Origin of the sequence: Nonomuraea rhizosphaerae (assembly GCF_019396405.1) — a bacterium.
Classification (GTDB): domain Bacteria; phylum Actinomycetota; class Actinomycetes; order Streptosporangiales; family Streptosporangiaceae; genus Nonomuraea; species Nonomuraea rhizosphaerae.
Genome location: NZ_JAHKRL010000546.1, coordinates 1 through 20,114, shown reverse-complemented (window position 1 = coordinate 20,114; position 20,114 = coordinate 1). Strand labels below are relative to the sequence as shown.

The window sequence follows — 20,114 nt, the reverse complement described above, 5'->3', positions numbered from 1 at the left end:
GGGGGGAGGCGGCGCCGCCGACGGCGCGCTCGGTCAGGGTCGCGGCCGTCGACAGGCCGAGCCGGTCGAGCTGGCCGGCGAGCCGGTCCACCGTGGAGTTCCACGCGGCGTCGTCGGCGGGCGGCTTGCCGGTCTCGACGATCCGCGTCTCCATCGCGGTGAAGTCCCTGAACGGCTCGGCCGCGTAGACCTGCTCGTACGGCGTGCGCAGCGCCGTGTCGAGCCCCGCCATGCCGCGGGCGGTGAGGAACCTGCGGGTCGCGACGTACTGGGTGAAGGCGGTGATCTCCGGCTCGGTCAGCCGGCCGTCGATGAGCGCGCCGCTGATCAGCGCGTGCTCCCTGGCGATGATCTCCCGGGAGTTGCCCACCGCCTGCAGCGACACGGCCTGCTGGTAGATCTGCAGGTCGGGCACGGAGCTGATGTGGTCGTACAGCCTGAAGAAGGCGTCGAGCACCCGGTTGTACTCGTTGAGGCTGACCAGTCGGGTGCTGAAGCCGCCGTCGATGTCGGCGCGGATGGATCCGAGCCGCTTCAGCTCGCCGAGGAGCGTGTCGAGGGGGCCGCGCAGGTCGCTCGTGATCGAGCTCTCGGCCTCCACGGCCGATCGCTGGAACGTGGCGACGGACTTGTCCGTGCGGGCACGCTGCGCCCCGAGGTGCTGGGTCAGTTGACGCGTCGTGACCGCGACGGCCGACTGGGCCCGTTCGGCCTGGAGCTGAAGTCCCAGGTCGGTGGATGTCAGGCCAATTGTTTGGTAAAGGGTGTTCGCTCGCAAAAGGGCCTGACCATCACCCACGGTGAGGTTCAGAGCAAAGCCCCAGAGCGCACTCAGAGACAGGAGGGGTAGCAGCAGCAATGAGAAGATCTTGAACCGAATTGACCGGTTTTGCGAGCCCATGTCCCAACCTCGGAGTCGAGGGGCATTTCCACACTTCGGGGAAAAACACACCTCCGGAAGATCGCACAGGAGACTAGCACCGTTTATGCTTCCGGCGCAGTGGGAGGAACGCGTTGATTACCGTGATTACTGGGGCCAGCGCCGGCATCGGCGCGGCGGCGGCGACCGGGCTGTCACGGCTGGGGCACCGGGTGGTGCTCGTCGGCCGGGACGAAGGTCGTCTGAAGTCTGTCGCCGACGGACTGAGCGGGTCCAAGGCTGATGTCTTGACCTGCGACTACACATCGCTTGACGACGTACGTAGGCTCGCGGAGCTGTTGCGCGAGCGATATGAGCGGATAGGAGTGCTGGCCAACAACGCTGGAGTGATGAGTCCGCGGCGCCAGATTACTGTGGACGGGCACGAGCTGATGATTCAGGTCAACCATCTGGCCCCCTTTCTGTTGACCGATTATCTGACAGATCGGGTCGATCGGGTAGTCACCACCTGCTCCAGAGCCGGCCGTTCGGGTCGGCTCGACCCCGCCGACCTCTCCAGGGAGCGGCGGCGGTGGAACGGGTGGCTCCAATACGGAGATACGAAGCAGGCCAACGCGCTGTTCACCGTCGGGCTGGCCAAGCGCGGGGTTTCCGCCACGTGCTTCCATCCCGGGGTGATCCGCACGGGGTTCGCGGCGGACACGTGGCTCATGCGGCTGTTCCTGGCGACGCCCGGGTACGCCAAGCCGCCCGAGCACGGCGCCCGCACGCTGGTCCACCTGGCGACGCAGGAGGACGGGACGTCGGGGGCGGGCGGCTACTTCGCCGAGAACAAGCAGGAGCGGGTTCCGGCGGGAATGTCGGACCCGGACCTGGCCGAGCGACTGTGGACGGCCAGCGCCCGCGCGGTGTCAGGCTGAGCGGCGCCCCGGAGGCGGTGTCTTGGAGGCGGTGTCCCGGAGGCGATGTCCCGGAGGCGGTGTCCCGGAAGTGGCACCGAGGTGAGTCGCGCTCAGGTGAGCCGTCTCCAGGGGGGCCGCTTCCGGGAAGCCGTGCGGGCGTTCAGACCGACAGGTCGGCGACCGCGCGGTGGGCGGCGGTGATGGCGGCGTCGGCGCGGGCGGCCGGGACCGAGTCGGAGTTCGCGATCGCGATCCGGCCGTGCCGCCGCCGCGCCGTGTCCGCCGGGAACGGCCCGTCCGGGTAGAAGGCGTGCCACGGCCGGCAGTACTCCGGCGCGTACCCGTGCCCCCACCGGTTCACCGTGATCGCCTCGATGTCCGCGCCCGGGTCGAACCCGCCGGGCCCGAGCAGCCGGGCGAGCTGGTCGCGGATGGTGAACTCCAGGTGGTGGTACGGCGTCTTCAGCAGCGCGTGCCGCCCGGCCACCGAGCCCGCGCCGGGCCCCAGCTCGGAGCGGCACGGCGCGGCCGTCAGGTGCACGTTGACCGGCTCGTACGGTCCGCGCGGGGCGTGGTAGCCGGGCATGGAGACCGGCTGGTCGAGCTCCGACACGCACCAGTACGCCCCCGTCCACCGGGCGCGCGACAGCCCGAGCCGCCGCCACGCCTCCCACCCGCGCACCTGCACCGTGGCCGAGACCAGCGGCGTCTTGACCGCCTCGCGCAGCGCCTGCTTCTGCTCGTACGGCAGGTCGGTGACGAGGTAGGGGATCATCGTGTTCCAGCAGGCCAGGACCACGGAGCCGGCGCGCACCGACCTGATGCCGTGGCCGTCGAAGTAGCCGACCGTCGCGGTGGTCGCGGTGCCGGGAGGCCCGTCGTTGCTCACCGACACGACGGGGCTGGACAGCCGGAAGCGGACCGGGTTCGCGGACTGGTCGAGCCGGCCGTAGTCGTAGGAGGTGGTGGTGACGCCGTCCATGTCCGTGGCCCCGGCGAATCCGGGGATCATCCGGCCCACCATCATGCGCACCAGCGCCTGGTTGCCCTCGGGGAAGTGGTAGGCGTCCCCGGCCTGCCACTCCTTGCGCAGGCTGGGCGAGCTGTAGCGGGAGGGCTTGGCCGAGTCCAGCCCGAGGCCCTGGAAGCCGGGGTAGCCGCTGCTCCAGGCGTCGATCGCGCCGAACGCCTGCGTGCCGTACGCCCATTCGGCGCTGGACATGGTCCGGCAGAACAGCTCGACGTCCGGGTGCGCGCGGCACACCTTGAGCAGGAAGTCGGAGTAGGTCAGCGCCGCCAGCCGCTCCTCCTTCTGCTCCGGGGTCAGGCCGGGGAACCAGTCGGGCGGGCTCTCGTACAGGGTGAGGAGGTCCTTCCTGGCCTGCTCGGCGATCGGCAGCCGCTCGGTCCACTGGCGAGGGGTCAGGCCCGGAGGAAGGCGGACGAGCCGTTCGGTGCCGAACGTCTCCCGGTCGCACATCACGCCGCCGTACATGCCGAGCCCCGCGTACAGCTGCCGGTCCAGGTAGCCGCCGAGCTTCTCCGGCTCGACGCCGAGCCGGCCGAGCAGCAGCTTGCCCTCGGCCGTCCAGGCGGAGTGCGCCTGGATCGAGCGCGAGCCGCCGCAGCCGACCAGCGGCCCGGGGCGGCCGGCCGGGCGGAACTCGTTGCGCCGCGCGTGGCCGCCGATCTCGTCGTGGTTGTCGAGGATGAGGATGCGGGCGTCCGGGTTGCGGAACTGCCACTCGAAGGCCGCGCTGACCCCGCTGATGCCGCCGCCGACCACCACGAGGTCGTACTGCTCGCCGGTGGGCTGGGGGGTGCCCGCGTACGGCCAGAAACGGTCGTCCCGCATCGCGTGGGGCACGCTGAGCGCCTGGGCGGTGTTGCCCTGGAGGCCGGTGAGGCCGGCGGGTGAGGCGGCCTCCTTGGGGACGCGCAGCCGCCGCGTCCCGATGGCGCCCGCTCCGCCCTGGAGCGGTGCGCATGCCGTCACGAGAGCGGCGGCGCCCACGCTCATGGCGACGCCGTCGAAGAAGTCGCGGCGAGAAATAGGCCGGTCCATCCCGAGATCGTGTGCCGAGGACGCGTTCATGTCGCTCATGCGGTGATCATCAGGACCCAGGCTAAATGCCGCATCCCGCCACGCAGCGCTTCGGGAAACATTTTGCGCGACCTATTACCGCGAATGCCTGTTTGGAGTAGCGTCCGGAATATCACGACGGGGGGAGTCCGGTGGTCGGCAAGCAGGGCAGGGTCACAGGCAGGATCGGCCCTGGTCTCGTCGGCGAGGTCATGGTGCCGATACGAGGTGGCGTCGAGGCTTTCTACGCCCATCCGACCGTGGCCGACGAGGAAATCTCCGTCGGGACGATCGTGGTCGTGGTGGAGTACTTCCCGCCACGCACCGTCTACGTGGCCAGAGCACTCGTCTAGGGAGGCGGGATGTCCCCCCAGCTCTTCGTGATCGGCGGTGTCGCTCTCGTCGCCGTCGTCGTCCTGATCCTGCTGTTCAAGGCCGTGTGGCGGGTCGCCGAGCCCAACGAGGCCCTGATCATCTCCGGCCTGGGGGCCCGCCGGCGCGGTGAGGGCGTCGACAGCCTCGGCTTCAAGATCATCACTGGTAAGGGCGCGGCCGTGCTGCCCGGCTTCCAGACCGCCAGGAGGCTGCGCCTGGACACCAGGGCCGCCAACCTTCAGGTCTCCTGCGTCACCCAGCAGGGCATCCCGGTGCACATCCGCGGTGTGGTCATCTACAAGGTCGGCGACGACCTCTCCTCGATCGCGAACGCCGCCCGGCGCTTCCTCGACCAGCAGGACTTCATGACCGGGGCGATCCACGAGCTGTTCACCGGGCACCTGCGCTCGATCATCGGCAACCTGACCGTCGAGGACCTCATCCTCAACAGGGAGCGGCTGACCAGCGAGACCCGGGCCTCGGCCGCCGACGAGATGAGCAAGCTGGGCCTGGTCGTCGACTCGCTGCAGATCCAGGAGATCGACGACGAGACCGGCTACATCGTCAACCTGGGCAAGCCGCACGCCGCCAAGATCGCCTCCGTCGCCCGCATCGCCGAGGCGCAGCGCGACCAGGAGGCCACCGAGGCCGAGCAGGTCGCCGCCGCGCGGAAGGCCGCGGCCGTGCGCGAGTCCAAGATCCAGCAGGCCGGCTACCAGGCCGAGATCGACCAGGCGGCGGCCAAGGCCAGGCAGGCGGGCCCGCTGTCGGAGGCGAGCGCCAGGCAGGAGGTCGTGGTCCAGGAGACCAGGGCCGCCGAGCTGGAGGCGGAGCTGTCCGAGCAGCGCCTGCAGTCCCAGGTGCGCAAGCCCGCGGACGCCAAGGCGTACGAGACCGTCACGCTCTCCCAGGCCGAGCGCGACGCCCGCATCGCCCAGGCCGAGGCCGAGGCGCGGGAGACCGAGCTGCGCGCCGTCGCGCAGGCGTCCCAGGTCAAGCAGGCCGCCGCGGCTGAGGCCGAGTCCGTGCGGCTGCGCGGTGAGGCGGCGGGCGCGGCCACCAGGGTCTCCGGCGAGGCAGAGGCGGCCTCCGCGAGGGCGCGCGGCCTGGCGCAGGCCGAGGCGGCCAAGGCGCTGGGCCTGGCCGAGGCGGAGGCGGCGCAGGCCAGGGGGCTGGCCGAGGCGCAGGCGATCAGCGCCCGCGCCCAGGCGCTCAAGGAGAACCAGGAGGCGGTCATCGCCCAGCAACTCGCCGAGCGCTGGCCGGAGGTCGTCGAGGCGGGGGCCAAGGCGTTCGGCAACGTCGACCACATGGTGGTGCTCAACGGGGCGCAGGGCGTGGAGGAACTGCTCGCCAAGGCCCTCACGCTCGGCGGCACGGGTCTCGGCCTGGCCAGGGCGCTACTCAACGGCGCCACCCCAAATGGCGCAGAAAATACAACTAAATCCGCATAAGCCGGTCTGCTTCCAGACCGCCCGCCGCATCTCGCTCGACAGCCGGGTCTCCGCCCTTGAGGTCAAGTGCGTGACCAAGCAGGGCATCCCGGTCCACGTACGGGGTGTGGTCATCTACAAGATCGGCGACGACACCGCCTCGATCGCCAACGCGGCCAGGCGCTTCCTCGACCAGCAGAAGACCGTGGACGACAAGACCCACCAGCTCTTCTCCGGGCACCTGCGCTCGATCATCGGCAATCTCACGGTCGAGGACCTGATCGTCAACCGCGACATGCTCACCAACGAGATCCGCACCTCCTCCTCCGACGAGATGAGCAAGCTCGGCCTGATCGTCGACTCGCTGCAGATCCAGGAGATCGAGGACACCACCGGCTACATTCTCAACCTCGGTCGCCCGCACGCCGCCGCCGTGTCGGCCCTGGCCAGGATCGCCGAGGCGCAGCGCGACCAGGAGGCCAACGCCGCTGAGCAGGAGGCGGCGATCAAGAAGGCCGCCGCCGTCCGCGAGGCCAAGATCCAGCAGGCCGGCTACCAGGCCGAGATGGACCGGGCCGCCGCCAAGGCGGGCCAGGCCGGACCGCTCGCCGACGCCGACCGCCGGGCCGCGGTGGCGCGGGCCCAGGCCGAGGCCGAGGGCATCCGGCTGCGCGGCGAGGCCGAGGCGGAGGCCACCAGGCTGCGCGGCATGGCCGAGGGCGACGCGGCACGCGCCCAGGGGCTGGCGCAGGCGGACGCCATCAAGGCCCGCGCGGAGGCGCTGGCCACCAACCAGGAGGCGGTCATCGCCCAGCAACTCGCCGAGCGCTGGCCGGAGGTCGTCGAGGCGGGGGCCAAGGCGTTCGGCAACGTCGACCAGATGGTGGTGCTCAACGGCGCCCAGGGCGTGGAGGAGATGCTGGCCAAGGCCCTCACGCTGGGCGGCACCGGGCTCAACATGGCCAGGGCGCTGCTCAACAGACCGGCTCCCGCGCCCGAACCCGTACCGATCACCACCAACGAACCTCCCTCTAATGGGGTAAACCCCGAAAACAATAGTGAAACCACTGAACTCCGCGAATAACGACGTTACTCGATTCGCCGGTCCGCACTTCCTCTAGCGTTTTCCTGGTAGTCGCCAGAGTGAAGTGGAGAATTCATGCTTAAGGCCCTTTCCGCCGTTTGTCTGAGCATGATGGCAATATCCGGATGTGCCGCGGGAAAGGCGGCCGAGGTCTCCGCCCAGCCGTCTCCTCCCGCCGCCGCGCCGCCGTCGGCCTCGCCGGCGACCTCCATCGAGGCGGCCAAGCTCCGCGCCGCGCTGCTGCCCACGCCCAAGGGCATGACGCTGGCGTACGGGCCGGAGATCGGGGCGTTCGGCCTGCTCAAGTCCACCAAGCAGGGCCTCGACGCGGTCCGTCAGGCCAAGCTCGACCGGCCCGAGTGCGCGGGGGCGGCGCAGCTCGACGCGGCCAAGCCGGAGATCGGCAACGCGCCCGCCGCCGTCGTGGCCTTCTCCTCCGACCGCGGCTCCATCACCCAGGCGCTGATCGCCATGCCCAAGCCCGCCTTCCCGGCGCCGCTGCCGGCGCAGTGCAACGCGTACGGGGCCGACGTGCGCGGCACCCGGGTCATGTACCGCACCCGCGACCTGGCCATGCCGGAGCGGGGCGACGAGTCGCGCGCCTACCTGACCACGGCATCGGGCGGCCACCGTAACGCCGAGGTCGGCTCCGTGGTGATCCGGCGCGGCCGGGTGGTCATGAGCATGCTGGTCGTCGGCCAGAAGGTGAAGCCGGTCGGGCTGTTCGAGCTGGCCCGCCTCGCCGACCAGAACCTGGCCCGCATCACCCGCTGACCACCGCGCACGTCCCCGCATCACCCGCTGGCCGCCGCACGCGCCACCGCATCACCCGCTGGCCGCCGCGCGCGTCACCGCGCGCACCGTGGTGACCGCCGCCGGTGCGCGCGGTGCGTACGCGGTGCGCGCCCTCGGCGAGCCTTCCCTCATCAGCAGCGACAACGACGAGGGAGCACCCCAGATGACCGGCAAGAACATCCTCATCTCCGGCGCCGGGCTGGCGGGCCCCGCGCTCGCCTACTGGCTGACCCGCACCGGCCACCGCGTGACGGTCGTCGAACGGGCCCCGGCCCTGCGTGAGGGCGGCCAGGCGGTCGACTTCCGCGGCGAGGCCCACCTGACGATGCTGCGGCGGATGGGCATCCTGGAGGAGATCCGCCGCTGGCGGACCGACCCCGCCTCGCTGGAGGTGATCGACGGCACGGGCGCCGTCAAGCTGACCCTCCCGGCGAGCTTCACCGGCGGGGACGTGGAGATCGCCAGGGGCGACCTCAGCCGCCTCCTGCACGACCTGACCAAGGACAGCGCCGAGTACGTCTTCGGCGACTCCATAGCCGCCCTCCACGAGAGCGCCGACGCGGTGGACGTCACGTTCGACAGCGGCACGAAGGGCCGCTACGACCTGGTCATCGGCGCCGACGGCCTGCACTCCAACGTACGCGGGCTGGCCTTCGGCCCGGAGGAGCGCTACGTGCGGCCGAGCGGCCACTACGTCGCCCTGTTCAACGCGCCCAGCGACCTGGACCGCTCCGTGCTCTACAGCGAGCCGGGAAGGGGTCTGCTCGCGGACGAGGAGAACGTCCTGTGCGTCTTCGCCGCCCCGCCCCTGGACTACCACCACAGGGACGTGGAGCGGCAGAAGGAGCTGGTGGCGGCGGCCTTCCAGGGCATGGGCTGGCGGGCGCACGAGCTGCTGGACAAGCTCGGCGGGCCGGGCGCGTTCTACTTCGACACGATCGGCATGGTCCACATGGACGCCTACACCAAGGGGCGGGTCGCGTTGATCGGGGACGCGGGTTACGGCGCCACGATGGGCGGCATGGGGGCGGGGATGTCGCTGATCTCCGCGTACGTCCTGGCGGGCGAGCTGGCCCAGGCCGGTGGGGACCACGTGCAGGCGTTCGCCGCCTACGAGACGGCCATCCGCCCCTACGCCAAGGCGTGCCAGCGCCTGGCCGGCAACGCGGGCGCCTTCTTCGCCCCGCGCACCGCGAGGGGCATCCGGGTTAGGAACGCGGCGCACAAGCTGCTGACCACGAAGCTGTTCATCGGCTACCTGAACAAGCTCACCACCAAGGCGGCGAACGCGATCAAGCTCAAGGACTACGCGCTGTAGCGACTATCAGTCCTCAGGATCACGCGCTACAGCATCACGTGGTCGTCGGGCCGTCCCACGAAGGAGAACTGGGCGTTGCGGGTCAGCTTGATGTGGTCGGCCTGCCAGGTGTGCATGGCGGTGTCGGCGCTGCGCCAGTAGACGAAGTTGAACCGGTCGGCCGAGTAGATCTTGACGCTGTCCTCCTTCAGCCGCCGCACCAGGTGCGTGTCCTCGCCACGGGTGAGGTCGGGGAAGCCGTACGAACGGAACATGTCGGCCTTGCCGAGGAACGTCCCGCCCTGGACGAGGAAGGAGTAGCGGTGCTCAAGGCCGGGCAGGCGCAGCATCGTGGTGTTGGAGCCCTCGAAGTACGAGTAGTGGGCGCCCTTGCCGACCAGCTCCGCGTCCGTGTAGTCGAAGGCCCTGACCAGGTCGGACAGGTAGTGCTCGCCGTACAGGTTGTCGTCGTCCATCTTGGCGATCAGGTCGCCCTCGGAGGCCGCGATGCCCAGGTTCATGCAGGCGCCGAGCGACAGCTCGGCCGAGGCGGGCAGCACCACCACGTCGGAGATGCCCGCCATGCGAGCCTTGTCGGCCACCACGACCGGGTCGATGTCCAGCCCGTGCAGCACCATGACGAGCTGCAGCGGCCGGTGGCGCTGCTTGGCCACCGAGGAGATCGCGTGCTCGATCTGGGCGGCCCGGTTGGTCGGCAGCACCACGGAGATCGACCGGGGCCGCGTCGAGACCGGCTGCCCGAGGACCTGCATGATCTGGTCCACCCGGTGCGTGAACAGGTGCTTGTCGAACACCTCGCGCATCGCCAGGTGCCCCATGCGGGCCCGCAGCTCGGGGCTGTTGATCAGGTGCAGCACCTGGTTGTACGACTCGATCGGCTCACGGGCGATCGGCAGCAGCTCGCCGAACGTCTCCTCGATCGCCCGCGACCACCCCGAGACCACCGGCGTGGAGCAGGCCGACAGCTCGAAGACCCGCCGCGCGCACATGGTGGGCGAGTCGAGCACCGAGTTGACGTTCAGGAAGACCTTGTACATCCGGTACGCGGCCAGCATCTGGTCGTAGGGCAGTTCGCCGACGATGTGCGGCCGGTACTTCTCCGGCCAGGCGTACTTCTCGTCCACCTCGCCGTTGCGGGCGAAGATGTGCAGGCCCAGCTCGCGGATCGGGTCGATGACCGTCTCCATCTGCTCGCGGCGCTCGGGATGCTTGTCGCGGAAGTACATGCCGGCGAAGACGACGTCGTGCAGGCGGCCCTGCCGCTGCTGGATCGGGTTGTGGACGCGGGGCTGGGCCGCGAATTGCAGCACATCAACCCGATCATGTCCCAAAATATCGCGATATTTTGGCAGCATGTCGCCGTCGCACGTGAACACATAATCGAACAGCTTGGCCGTGTCGATGAAGAAGTCGAAGTTCGGCGGGTCCTCCTTGTTCCAGAAGACCGTGGGAATGCCCTCCGCGCGGCACCAGGCGACCAGCTCGCGCAGCGGCTCCTTGGGGGCGTTCGTGCCGGTCATCTGGTAACGCCAGCGCCCCTGGTTCCCGTGCCAGGCCGACTCGCAGAACAGCAGGTCGGGCCGCCTCTCGGCGAAGATCTCCGGCCAGTCCTTGAGCCCGAACTCGATCTGGTCCCACTCGTACCTGAACGCCATCCGCGAGAAGTCGTCCAGGATGACCGCGACCTTGAGGCCGGGCCGGTTCACCGGTCCGACGGGCCATTTGACGGCCGGCACCTCCACCGGCGGTGGCCGGTGGCCGGCGGCCTGGGTCGCCTCGCTGACCGGCATGGGGGCCTTGGGCGCCTTGTCCTTGGACCTGACCGCCTCCAGCACCTTGCCGGGGCTCTTGGAGCCCAGCGCCTCACCCAGCTTGAACGTCCGCTTGGCCTGCGTCGCCTCCAGCTTCCACGTGGCGTACGCGGCCTTGGCCTCGGCGATCTCCAGCCGCCGACGCAGCTCCCTGACCTCCGCCTCGTAGCGCTCGACGAGCTTGCGCTCCTCGGGCAGCCAGTTGACGGGGCCGAGTCGCTGGTACGTGGGCTCTTCTGGAGTTTCGGCCATGGAGTGCTCGCCTTAATCGCTACAGCGGAGGAATGTCATGCTACGGGGGAGTTGTAGCTGATGAGGGCTATTCGGAGCGAGTGCCCTGTGCGGCGGGCGAGAGGTTGTCGCCCTTGAGCCAGGCCGAGATGACCCGCGCGATGCGCGGCCCGGCGGCCCCGTCCCACAGCGGCGGCAGCTCGCCCGACGGCGTCACGGCTCCGTCGGCCAGCGCCTTCTCCGCGGCGGCGGGCAGCAGCGCCGGGGTGACCAGGCGGTTGGTCCCGTGGGTGATGGTGATCGGCCGCTCGGTGTTGGGCCGGACCGTCAGGCACGGCACGCCCAGCATCGTGGTCTCCTCCTGGACGCCGCCGGAGTCGGTGACCACGAGCGCGGCGCCGCGTACGAGCGAGAGGAAGTCCACGTAGCCCAGCGGCTCGACGACCCGCACGGACGGGCCGTCCACCAGGCCCGCCTCGGCCAGCCGGGTGCGGCCGCGAGGGTGGACCGGCACCACGAGCGGGATCCGGCCGGCCACCTCCAGCACCGAGGAGACCAGCTCCCTGGCGGCCTCGGCGGTGTCGACGTTCGCGGGGCGGTGCAGGGTCGCCACGGCATACCGAGCCGGTATGGCCAGCCGCTCCACGACGGGCGCCGGGTCCAGCGAGGGCAGCGCCGAGAAGAGGCTGTCGATCATCGGGTTGCCGACCAGGTGCACCTTGGAGGCGGGCACGCCCTCGGCGGCCAGGTGCGACAGCGCGTCCGGCGAGGTGACGAACAGCAGGTCCGACAGCGAGTCGGTGACGATCCTGTTGACCTCCTCCGGCATGCCCCGGTCGAACGAGCGCAGCCCCGCCTCGACGTGCGCCGTCCGGACGCCGAGCTTGGCGCAGACCAGGATCGCGGCCAGCGTCGAGTTCACGTCGCCGTAGACCACGACCAGGTCCGGGTCGTGCTCCAGCACGACCTCCTCCAGGCCCACCAGCAGCGCCGCCGTCTGCTTGGCGTGGCTGCCCGAACCCACCGCCAGGTTCGCCAGCGGCTCCGGCAGTCCGAGGTCGGCGAAGAAGACATCCGACATCAACGCGTCATAGTGCTGACCGGTGTGGATGATGCCCTGCCGCACGCCGAGTTCACCGAGTGCCCGCACCACCGGAGCCGCTTTCACGAAGTTGGGCCGGGCGCCCAGCACGTGCAGGACCAGGGGGTTCTCCCTCATTGACCTCGCCTTTCATAGCGGAAGGGAAAAAACGCTGCCTATGGTACGGTCACCGCGTGGCATCCGACGCCAGTCGTGAAGACTCCCAACAAACTCCACAAAAGGTTTCAGCCAAGTCTGCGCGCGCCGGGGTCGGCGGTTTGCTGAGAGGTTTCGTCCAGCACCCGATCATCGTCTCCCGTGTCGTCCTGACGAAGGTGAAGGCCGACCCGCTGCGCGTCGCGCAGGCGGCCGCCGAGGCGCTCCCGCCGTCGCTGCGCCCCGTCGTGGGCAAGGTCGCGTGGCCCGCCGCCCGCCAGGCCCGCCGCGTGGCCCGCAAGATCGGCATGCGCGTGATCAAGGCCCCGTGGAACGAGGCCAAGGAGCACTGGGAGCAGGGCCGCGTCACCGAGGCCGCGGCGGTGCTCGACGCGCACGCCAAGTACCCGTTCGTGCGGCGCAGGGCCGCCTACTACCGCGGCGAGCTGGCCGCTATCAGCCCCGACCCCATCCCGCCGGGTCCCAAGGCGGCCGTCGTGGACCGGGTGGCCGGCCGGGTGCTCCACTGCGTCACCAACGCCCTGCCGTACACGCAGGCCGGCTACACCGTCAGGACCCACCGCATCGTCACCGCGCAGAAGGCCAAGGGCCTGGACCCGCACGTCGTGACGAGCTGGGGCTGGCCCATGCTGCAGGGGCACGCCGACGCGCCGCCGTACGAGGAGCTCGACGGCATCCCGTACCACCGGCTGCTGCCCGACGGCCACGGCGAGATGCCGTTCGAGATGCGCGGGCGGATGATCAAGGGCGCCGAGGGCGTCACCAGGCTCACCGCCGAGCTGCGCCCACAGGTCCTGCACGCCGCCACCGACCACCGCAACGGCTCCGTCGCGCACGCCGTGCGCGAGCGCACCGGCACGCCCTACGTGTACGAGGTGCGCGGCTTCCTGGAGGAGACCTGGGCCTCGCGCGACCCCGTACGCGTCGGCAGCCAGCGGCACGTCCTGCAGCGCGAGCGCGAGGCGTTCCTGATGCGCGAGGCCGACGCGGTCGTCACGCTGGCCGACACGATGGCCGCCGAGATCGTCGAGCGGGGGGTGCCGAGGGAGCGGATCCACCTGGCGCCCAACGCGGTGGACGACTCGCTGCTCACCGCCTCCTACGACGGCCAGACGTTCAGGACCGCCATGGGCATCGCCGACGACGAGATCGTGGTCGGGTCGGTGTCCAGCATCGTGGCCTACGAGGGGTTCGCGACGCTGCTGCAGGCCGCGGCGCTGCTGCGCGACCAGCGCACCCCGATCCGGGTGCTCATCGTCGGCGACGGCACCGAGCGCGAGCCTCTGCTGGAGCTGGTCAAGGAGCTGCGGCTGACCAGCGCGATCCTGCCCGGACGGGTCGGCCCCGAGGAGGCCCTGCAGGCGCAGGCCGCCATCGACATCTTCTCCTGCCCGCGCGAGGACCTGCGGGTGTGCCGCCTGGTCACCCCGCTCAAGCCGGTCGAGGCGATGGCGCTGGGCAAGCCGGTCGTGCTCAGCGACCTGCCCGCCCTGTCGGAGCTGGTCGGATCCGACGGCGCGGGGCTGCTCGTCCCGCCCGGCGACCCGGCCGAGCTGGCGAAGGCGATCGCGGGCCTCAGGGAAGATCCGGCCAGGCGCGCCGCCATGGGTGAGGCCGGTCGGGCCGAGGTCGCGGCCAAGCGCACGTGGGGCCGGGTTGCCGAGACTTATCAAGCCCTCTACCGTTCCCTTGCCGAATGATGACCTTGAGATTGGCTGTCTGTTCTGACGGGTTCAGTCACATTAGGCGTGAGCTAGGTGGACTTGAGATAACCTTTGCGACCATGAAGTGTTGTTTCCGGCTCCCCAAGGCACAGTTGTGACAGAAGTTGACTTGGCTGTCATCGGCCTCGGCTACGTCGGCATGCCGCTCGCCAAAGAGGCGGTCGCCGCAGGGCTGAAGGTCGTGGGCGTGGACGTCGACCCCCGCAAGGTCGACGCGCTCAACGCCGGGCAGTCCTACATCGATGACATCACCGACGCCGATCTCGAGCACATGCTGGCCAACGGGTTCAAGGCCACGCTCGACGAGTCCGTGCTGGCCAAGAGCAACACGATCGTGATCTGCGTGCCCACCCCGCTGGACGAGGACCACCGCCCGGACCTGTCCGCGGTCGAGGGCGCCACCGGGTCGGTCGCGCGCAACCTGAGCAGGGGCACGCTCGTCGTGCTCGAGTCCACGACCTGGCCGGGCACCACCGACGAGGTGGCCCGCCCGCTCCTGGAGAGCTCCGGTCTCGTCGCGGGCGAGGACTTCTTCCTCGCCTTCTCACCCGAGCGGATCGACCCGGGCAACCCCAAGTTCGGCCTGCGCAACACCCCCAAGGTGGTCGGCGGCTACACGCCCACCTGCAAGGACCGCGCGACGGCGTTCTACGGCCAGTTCATCGAGCAGGTCGTGCCCGTCAGCGGCACCCGCGAGGCCGAGATGGCCAAGCTGCTGGAGAACACCTACCGGCACGTCAACATCGCCCTCGTCAACGAGATGGCGATCTTCTGCGACGAACTCGGGATCGACCTGTGGGAGTCGATCGAGGCCGCCGCGACCAAGCCGTTCGGGTTCCACAAGTTCCTGCCGGGGCCCGGGGTCGGCGGGCACTGCATTCCGGTCGACCCGTCGTACCTTTCGTACACGGTTCGCAAGCTCGGCTACCCCTTCCGGTTCGTCGAGCTGGCACAAGAGATCAACGAGCGGATGCCGTCCTACGTGGTGGCGCGGGTGCAGCGTCTGCTCAACAGGCATAAGAAGCCCGTGAACGGCGCCAAGGTGGTTATGCTCGGCGTGACCTACAAGCCGGACATCGCCGATGAGCGGGAGACCCCGGCCCTGCCGGTGGCGCGTGCGCTGCTGGAGCTGGGCGCCGACCTCTCGTTCGCGGACCCGCATGTCAAGGAGTGGTCGGTCGACGGCACCCCGGTGCCACGGGAACAGGATCTCGCCGAGGCCGTGATCAGTGCGGACGTGACGCTGCTGCTGCAGCAGCACGCCGCGTTCGACCTCGACATGGTCGAGGCTAAGGCCAAGCTCGTGCTCGACACCCGCGGTGTTCTCACCGAGGGTGAACGCGTCGAGCGGCTGTAGCGACGGAGGGCTGCGCGCAGTGCACGTGCTCGTCATGACGGTGGTGCATAACCCCGAGGACGCGAGGATTCTGCATAGGCAGATCCGGGCCCTCGTGGATGCCGGTCATGAGGTCACGTATGCCGCCTCCTTCACGGCCCACGGGGTGGTGCCCCGCCCGTGGGTCACCGGTGTCGACCTGCCCAGGGCCGCTCAGCGCAAACGCATGGCCGCGGTCTGGGCCGCGCGCAAGCTGTTCAAGCGCATGCGCCGCAAGGTCGACCTCGTGCTGGTGCACGACCCGGAGCTGCTGTTCGCGATCTGGGGCCTGCGCAACCGGCCGCCCGTGGTCTGGGACGTGCACGAGGACACCCCGGCGACGCTGTCGCTCAAGCCGTGGCTGCCGTCGTTCCTGCGGCCGCCTGTACGGTTCCTGGCCCGCCTCCTGGAGGGCACGGCCGAGCGGCACCTGCACCTGCTGCTGGCCGAGACCGCGTACGCGGGCCGGTTCAAGCACGCCCACCTCATCGTGCCGAACGAGACCTGGGTGCCCGACTCGGTCACGCCTCCGGGCGACGACCGGGTGGTGTACCTGGGCTGGCTGTCCAGGGCCCGCGGCGTGATGGAGGCCGTCGAGGTGGCCAAGCTGCTGCAGCCGTACCGGGTGGCGGTGGAGCTGATCGGCTACGCCGACCCGCAGAGCCGCCCGGCGCTCAACCAGGCCGTCACCGAGGGCCTGCTGGAGTGGCGCGACTTCATGCCCAACGACGAGGCGCTCAAGCGGCTCGACGGCGCGCTGGCCGGGCTGTCCCTGCTGCACGACGAGCCGAACTACCGGCACTCGATGCCCACCAAGATCGTCGAGTACATGGCCCATGGCATCCCGGTGATCACGACGCCCTCGCCCCGCGCGGTCGAGCTGGTCGAACGCTACGACAGCGGCGTCGTCGTCCCGTGGGAGGACCCCAAGGCCGTGGCCCAGGCCGTGCTGACCCTGCGGGACGACGTACGCGAGCGGCGGGCGCAGGGCGCGCGCGGCTACGCGGCGGCCCGGGCGAACCACCACTGGCCGAACTCGGCCAAGAGGTTCGTCGCCCAACTGGAGTCCTGGGCCGGGGTCAAGGACTGACGTTTATCCTCGGCAGATCTCTAGGGCGGTAGGTTCCTCAACGTGCGCTGGCTCCTCGTGCTCCTCGGCGCTGCCATCCTGGCCGCCGTCGCGGCCGTGATCGTCGTGCTTCCCAAGGACGAACCTCCCAAGAAGGTGGCCCAGACGGTCAAACCGACCCCCACGCCCACCCGTACGAACCCGACGCCGCAGGTCAGCGAGATCACCGACCCGTGCGGCCGGTTCGAGACCAAGGAGGAAGCCCCCTACGCGGTCACCGGCTACTGGATCACCCCCAAGTCGAACCGCTGCACCTGGCTGCACCAGCTGGAGGACATCCACGACCTCGGCGGCGACACGGTCATCAGGATCGGCTACGGCCTGCAGTTCCGCGACCCCGACTCGGACGGCCGGCCGCTGACCAAGGAGGGCCAGCTCGACCCGCTGTACAAGGACTGCGAGGAGGACGGCCTGAGCTGCCGCGACGCCGCCGACCGCGACCTCAAGCAGGCCAACCCGAAGAACCGCGTCTCACGCATGTACGTCTACCGCACCGACGAGTCGTTCGGCCCCGACCTGTTCCGCTGCCCCCAGATGGAGCACAAGATCACGGTCGGCAAGCGCGTCTACTTCCGCGTCCTGGCCCCCACCGACGGCTCCGACGACGCGACCTGCGACTTCACCAAGCCCAGGCTGTACGACCTGATCCTCGTCGCCGGCTCGGCCAGCGACAGCCTGACCGAGCTGCTCGACCTCGGCGACCAGTTCGGCGTACGGGTCTTCCCCGCGCTGCCCATGGCCCCGCGCATGCCCGACAACAAGACCCGGGCCAACCCCAAGCACATCGGCACCCTCACCACGCTGACCAGGCGCATCCTCCAGGACTACGGCGCCCGCTTCGCCGACCGCGCCTCGCTCGGCGGCGTCTACCAGCCGTTCGAGGTGCAGATGTCGGCGACACTGGCCACCAACCCCACGCTGAGCGTGTACGCCGACCAGCACGCGATCGTGGAACAGCAGCTTCCCGGCAAGCCCATCCTCGTCAGCCCCTACATGGACGCCCGCAAGCGGGTCGGCTTCGGCCAGACGCCCAAGCAGGTGGCCGAGGGCTTCGTGGCGCTGACCAAGACCGGGGTCGGCATCATCGCGCCCCAGGACAGCCGCGGCACCGGCAAGGTCGGCCTGTTCTGGCCCGACGAACGCGACACCGAGGTCGATCCGCGGCTGCGGTCGGCCGTCGGCGAGACCACGTACGGGATCGCGTACCACGGCTCGACCCGCGACTACTACCGCGAGATGTCCGTCGCCCGCGACCAGATGCTCCAGCAGGGCTTCGAGGTGGAGCTCTGGGCGAACATCGAAGCCTTCGAGCCCTCGGGCGACCAGCGGTGCGCCGCCCAGAGCGAGCGCGGCAAGACCGACAAGGAACGCCTCGACCAGGCCGTGACCATGGCCGGGCGGTACGTCCAGAAGATCGTCTCGTACATGTGGAGCGACTTCATGACCTGCGGGTCGCCCTCCCTGGAGTCGGAGATCAGCAAGGACTGGCAGCGGCCCATCGCCGTCGACGCCATCCGCACCTCCCGCGACGTCCAGGACGGGCTGGAGGTGCGCGGCTACAACCTCAAGGACGGCACCGTCACCATCCAGGCCGGGGACGAGGTCAAGGACCTGGTCGTGTCCGAGGTCGGCTGGCTGGACGACGACCCGCTGGAGGACCTGGCGGAGGGGATGCAGACGGCCTGGGTGCCGTTCGACTGGGGGCAGGTGCCGCCGGACGAATGGGTCAAGGTCAGCGTGAAACTGCCCACGGGCCAGGCCACCACCACACCATTGCACGTCCGCATCGTGGCGTAACCCCTCGGTCACGGCCATCACACCGCGCCTCCTGCAAGCGCGGGTCATCGCAGCCTGGGGCGCGCTTCGCGCGTGTGGCGCTCAGCCGTACGTCCTGGGGTCCTGCCCTGAGCCCCGAGCGGGCCCGGACGATCACGCCTCTGACGAACCCCTGGCGGCACATCGGCGAAAAATCATCTCCGGCTGCCCGTCAGATGCGCCAGCAGCATGTTCAGCGGCCGTGGCACCCGATCAAGCTCCAGCGCCGCCACCAGCAGCCCCGAGTAGCGGATCTTCCGCCCGCTCCCCGACCCCATGAACCGCCGCAACTGTTCATGGGCGGGCCTCTCCCGCCACACGAGCTGCCTCTGCAGCGTGCGGAACGAGCTGAGCTCCCCCTCGGAGTCGATGACGTCCTCGACCCCGGCGGTCCCGAGGGCGCGGATCAGCTCGTCCTCCAGGTCGGCGACGCACACGAAGAACCCGAGCGCCTCCAGGTCGCTCCGGCCGAGGTCCGAGCCGAGGCCGGCGCGTTCGAGGGCCCGGCTGTAGTCGCCTTCCTCCCCGACGTCGCACAGACCGGACAGCCGGAGGTCGAGGCCGGGAGGGCCGTATTCGCGGACGTACGTCCAGATGTTCGTGGCGCCGCCCATCGCCATGACGGAGATGCCTTCGGCCGCCAGGTCCCGGTCATGGCGTCCGGCCAGCACCTCGACGGCTGACTTGTCGCTGACACCCTCGACCAGGACCACGGTATGCGCGTCGATCACGGGCCCAGCTTCGCACCGAACCCGAGGGTGGTTCATCCCTTTTTACGCATCAAAGGCATTCAACGAGGAAAACGCGCGAGGCAGGGGCGCGCTGACCGGGATCGCCGGGCGCGCCTTGGGTCCTGGCCAGCGTGTAACGTGCCTGCCATGGTCCCGAGCATCCCGGTCAGCGTCGACCTGGTCGTGCTCACCGTGCGCTGCCAGGCTCTGAGCGCGCTCGTGTGGCGCCGGGACAATCCGCCCTTCCTCCGGCGCTGGTCCCTGGCCGGCGGCTTCATCCAGCTCGACGAGGACCTTCCGGCCGCCGCCCAGCGCCTCCTGTCCGAGCGCGCCGGCCTTCCCGGCGCGCCCGTCCACCTCGAACAGCTCCAGACGTACGGCTACCCCGACCGCGACCCCCGCCAGCGGGTGCTCAGCGTCGCCTACCTCGGTCTCGCGCCCGACCTGCCCGCCTCGGAGAAGGCCCACATGAGCTGGCAGCCGGTGGACACCCTCCAGGCCATGGCCTTCGACCACCGCCGCATCATGCTGGACGGCATCGAGCGGGCCCGCGCGAAGCTGGAGTACACCTCGCTGGGAGCGGCGTTCTGCCCGCCGGAGTTCACGGTGGCGGATCTGCGGCGGGTGTACGAGATCGTCTGGGGGCGTCCCCTCGACCCGCGCAACTTCCACCGTAAGGTCACCAAGGCAGAGGGCTTCCTGGTGGAGACGGGGGGCACCACGACGCGGGACGGCGGCCGACCGGCCAAGCTCTTCCGGCGCGGCGCGGCCGAGCTGCTGCACCCCCCGATGCTCCGCTCCCTCAAGGAGTGACTTCCGAGGGACCAGCTTCCGAAGAAGACGCCAATAGCGTTCCACACGCGGGTCGTTGGCGATCTCCAGGCGCGTCAGCAGCCGGCGACGCAGGCCGGAGTCGTCGGCGCGGCTGAAGACCTGGGCGTAGCGGGCGGTCAGGGCGTCGACGACGGATGCCTCCAGCCTGTACTCCGGCAGACCCGTCATCCCGGGCGGGCGCCTCACCGCGTCCACAGGCCTTGACGATCACCCCGCGAACCGCCCACCGGCGGACGATCGTCACGGTGCGGTGGCCGCTGGAACCGGGCGTACCGCGATGGACTGGCTCAGCGGCCGTTCCCCGCCAGTGGGGAACGGGGAGCCCGGGGCCGGCTT

General features: G+C 70.1%; 16 protein-coding genes. 11 read left to right on the top strand and 5 right to left on the bottom strand.

Translation table 11 applies throughout. From position 1 onward, the window contains the following. Positions 1-778 (bottom strand): nitrate- and nitrite sensing domain-containing protein (locus tag KME77_RS28265; protein WP_219472058.1); only part of this gene is annotated, 778 nt, incomplete at its 3' end. A gap of 245 nt (positions 779-1,023) precedes the next feature. On the opposite strand from KME77_RS28265, the gene KME77_RS28260 reads away from it, so the two are divergent. Then, complete coding sequence (locus KME77_RS28260) at positions 1,024-1,800, top strand: SDR family NAD(P)-dependent oxidoreductase (RefSeq protein ID WP_308250947.1); 777 nt, start codon at positions 1,024-1,026, stop codon at positions 1,798-1,800. 142 nt (positions 1,801-1,942) lie between these two features. Here KME77_RS28260 and KME77_RS28255 read toward each other — a convergent pair whose 3' ends face one another. Further along, entirely contained in the window at positions 1,943-3,886 is a 1,944-nt protein-coding gene (locus KME77_RS28255; RefSeq protein WP_246610885.1) for an NAD(P)-binding protein, read from the bottom strand. A 131-nt stretch (positions 3,887-4,017) separates the two neighbouring features. Here KME77_RS28255 and KME77_RS28250 point away from each other — a divergent pair, with 131 nt between their 5' ends. The 5 genes from KME77_RS28250 to KME77_RS28230 all read left to right on the top strand — a co-directional run bounded on the left by KME77_RS28250 (position 4,018) and on the right by KME77_RS28230 (position 8,870). Then, positions 4,018-4,218: an NfeD C-terminal domain-containing protein gene (locus tag KME77_RS28250; RefSeq protein WP_219472055.1), complete on the top strand. Its 201-nt coding sequence runs from the start codon at positions 4,018-4,020 to the stop codon at positions 4,216-4,218. Between the two features lie 9 nt (positions 4,219-4,227). Next, positions 4,228-5,694, top strand: coding sequence for an SPFH domain-containing protein (locus KME77_RS28245; RefSeq protein WP_219472053.1), 1,467 nt, complete (start codon positions 4,228-4,230; stop codon positions 5,692-5,694). Next, positions 5,663-6,757: an SPFH domain-containing protein gene (locus tag KME77_RS28240; RefSeq protein WP_219472051.1), complete on the top strand. Its 1,095-nt coding sequence runs from the start codon at positions 5,663-5,665 to the stop codon at positions 6,755-6,757. The genes KME77_RS28245 and KME77_RS28240 overlap by 32 nt, the downstream gene beginning before the upstream one ends. A gap of 108 nt (positions 6,758-6,865) precedes the next feature. Next, entirely contained in the window at positions 6,866-7,531 is a 666-nt protein-coding gene (locus tag KME77_RS28235) for a hypothetical protein (protein WP_219472048.1), read from the top strand. 88 nt (positions 7,532-7,619) lie between these two features. Further along, complete coding sequence (locus KME77_RS28230; protein WP_308250946.1) at positions 7,620-8,870, top strand: FAD-dependent monooxygenase; 1,251 nt, start codon at positions 7,620-7,622, stop codon at positions 8,868-8,870. Positions 8,871-8,896: 26 nt separating this feature from the next. Here KME77_RS28230 and KME77_RS28225 read toward each other — a convergent pair whose 3' ends face one another. Together KME77_RS28225 and wecB are read right to left on the bottom strand one after the other, a co-directional pair. Continuing rightward, the gene (locus KME77_RS28225; protein ID WP_219472044.1) at positions 8,897-10,933 is read right to left on the bottom strand and encodes a glycosyltransferase family protein; all 2,037 of its coding nucleotides are present in this window, start codon (positions 10,931-10,933) and stop codon (positions 8,897-8,899) included. A 67-nt stretch (positions 10,934-11,000) separates the two neighbouring features. Further along, the gene (gene wecB / locus KME77_RS28220) at positions 11,001-12,131 is read right to left on the bottom strand and encodes a non-hydrolyzing UDP-N-acetylglucosamine 2-epimerase (RefSeq protein ID WP_219472040.1); all 1,131 of its coding nucleotides are present in this window, start codon (positions 12,129-12,131) and stop codon (positions 11,001-11,003) included. 140 nt (positions 12,132-12,271) lie between these two features. Between wecB and KME77_RS28215 the strand changes: the two genes are divergently transcribed. From KME77_RS28215 to KME77_RS28200, 4 genes are all read left to right on the top strand, one after another. Then, a complete protein-coding gene (locus KME77_RS28215) occupies positions 12,272-13,870 on the top strand; it encodes a glycosyltransferase family 4 protein (RefSeq protein ID WP_246610884.1) in 1,599 nt (532 codons plus the stop codon). Between the two features lie 133 nt (positions 13,871-14,003). Beyond that, positions 14,004-15,251, top strand: a complete 1,248-nt coding sequence (locus KME77_RS28210; RefSeq protein ID WP_281424284.1) for a nucleotide sugar dehydrogenase — start codon at positions 14,004-14,006, stop codon at positions 15,249-15,251. 19 nt (positions 15,252-15,270) lie between these two features. Next, the gene (locus KME77_RS28205) at positions 15,271-16,359 is read left to right on the top strand and encodes a glycosyltransferase (protein WP_219472032.1); all 1,089 of its coding nucleotides are present in this window, start codon (positions 15,271-15,273) and stop codon (positions 16,357-16,359) included. 42 nt (positions 16,360-16,401) lie between these two features. Further along, positions 16,402-18,195 carry a DUF4434 domain-containing protein gene (locus tag KME77_RS28200; protein WP_219472030.1) on the top strand — a complete coding sequence of 598 codons (1,794 nt, stop codon included), beginning with the start codon at positions 16,402-16,404 and terminating at the stop codon, positions 18,193-18,195. Positions 18,196-18,368: 173 nt separating this feature from the next. On the opposite strand, the gene KME77_RS28195 is transcribed toward KME77_RS28200, so the two are convergent. Next, a complete protein-coding gene (locus KME77_RS28195) occupies positions 18,369-18,944 on the bottom strand; it encodes a TOPRIM nucleotidyl transferase/hydrolase domain-containing protein (protein WP_219472028.1) in 576 nt (191 codons plus the stop codon). A gap of 147 nt (positions 18,945-19,091) precedes the next feature. Between KME77_RS28195 and KME77_RS28190 the strand changes: the two genes are divergently transcribed. After that, entirely contained in the window at positions 19,092-19,757 is a 666-nt protein-coding gene (locus KME77_RS28190) for an NUDIX hydrolase (protein ID WP_219472026.1), read from the top strand. Positions 19,758-20,114: the final 357 nt, after the last annotated feature.

Excerpts from the sequence above, each read along its gene's own strand:
- KME77_RS28240 (WP_219472051.1), top strand. The coding sequence starts at position 5,663 with ATGGCGCAGAAAATACAACTAAATCCGCATAAGCCGGTCTGCTTCCAG.
- KME77_RS28245 (WP_219472053.1), top strand. The coding sequence starts at position 4,228 with ATGTCCCCCCAGCTCTTCGTGATCGGCGGTGTCGCTCTCGTCGCCGTC.
- KME77_RS28235 (WP_219472048.1), top strand. The coding sequence starts at position 6,866 with ATGATGGCAATATCCGGATGTGCCGCGGGAAAGGCGGCCGAGGTCTCC.
- KME77_RS28225 (WP_219472044.1), bottom strand. The coding sequence starts at position 10,933 with ATGGCCGAAACTCCAGAAGAGCCCACGTACCAGCGACTCGGCCCCGTC.
- KME77_RS28190 (WP_219472026.1), top strand. The coding sequence starts at position 19,092 with ATGGTCCCGAGCATCCCGGTCAGCGTCGACCTGGTCGTGCTCACCGTG.
- KME77_RS28255 (WP_246610885.1), bottom strand. The coding sequence starts at position 3,886 with ATGAGCGACATGAACGCGTCCTCGGCACACGATCTCGGGATGGACCGG.
- wecB (WP_219472040.1), bottom strand. The coding sequence starts at position 12,131 with ATGAGGGAGAACCCCCTGGTCCTGCACGTGCTGGGCGCCCGGCCCAAC.